This window comes from Clostridium sp. (assembly GCF_051650885.1).
Lineage (GTDB): Bacteria > Bacillota > Clostridia > Clostridiales > Clostridiaceae > Clostridium.
Genome location: NZ_JBOFRG010000061.1, coordinates 1 through 1,248, shown reverse-complemented (window position 1 = coordinate 1,248; position 1,248 = coordinate 1). Strand labels below are relative to the sequence as shown.

General features: G+C 43.3%; 1 protein-coding gene. It reads left to right on the top strand.

Going from position 1 to position 1,248, the window contains the following annotated elements; all coding sequences use genetic code 11:
* Positions 1-506: 506 nt before the first annotated feature.
* Positions 507-1,248: GTPase (locus tag ACRC28_RS03210; RefSeq protein ID WP_438542014.1), on the top strand; the 742-nt coding region annotated here is incomplete at its 3' end.

Sequence of the window (1,248 nt, the reverse complement as noted above, 5' to 3'; positions counted from 1 at the left end):
CTTTTTATTAGGTTTGTTTAATTTATCTGCATTCAAATCGTCGTCAGACGATAGCCGATGGGTTACCAGATCGCTAATTGGACAGTAAACAATGACCGGCACACGGAAGAAGTAGTCTTGGCCCGGATATCCGTTATCTGTTATCGGGATATCCGCTGGCTACGCCTGTTTTTTGGCGCTTTGAGCACCACAAGCCGAGTGCCATATAGTCCCATTATATTCAAAAAAGGCAGACAGCTCTACTGCCAATATCTCCAAAACTCAGCAACTCACACCAAAACTATCTAGATGGACAAATAGCACTACAGGTAAGAGGAAAATAGGAAAATATATTTTTAATTTTGGGGTGAACTGTCCCCCTAAGTAAAATTTTTAAAGCATGACTTGAAACAGAGTATTTCTATACTGTGGTATTGCTACTTTTACTGCATTAAAAGATCAGATTACTTTGTCCACCACTGATGTTTGTGTAATATTTTCCAACAGCCCAATCAGAGCTGTGGATTGTGCTCGTTGGGAAGGTTAAAGTTGGGAAGACTGCAGTCATGAACACCTTCCTGAGGAGCTCAGAGGAAAATAAGAAAACTGATCCTGAATGTCAAAGGGGTTTTCTCCCTGGAACAGAAAAATGTAAGAAGGAAGAAGTAAAGATCGGAGGACGAAACGTGGTTATTGTCGACACTCCAGGTCTGTGTAACGCAGATAAAGAAGATGAGGAGGTGGTGGAGGAGCTCAAGAAATGTGTCTCGCTTCCTGGTCCTTATGTGATCCTGTTTGTGCTTTCCTGTTTGGACAAATTTCATGATGCTGAAAAGGGCATATTTCAGATTATCAAGAACACCTTCGGTGAAAATGTGGTAAACCGCACTATGGTTTTGTTCACCCATGGAGATGAAATGAAGAACACAACTATAGAAAAGTTTGTTGAAGAAAACAGTGATCTCAAAAACACTGTCAATGAATGTAACGGGGGATGCCATGTTATTGACAACACTGATCAGAATCTGTCTCAAGTCACCGAGCTTCTGAAGAAGATCGACACCATGGTTCAGAAAAATGGAGGAAAGCCTGAGAACGAAGGAAAACGTTCTGGAGTTCGGAGGAAAATCGCACTCGCTGTTAACGGCTCTGCTCTGGCTGGAGCAGGTCTCGGAGCAGCAGTTTCTCACTTTGCTGGGAGCATAATTGGGATCCCAGCAGGACTTGCAGCAGGAGCTGCAGTGGGAGGTGCACTAGGAGGTGTAGGGA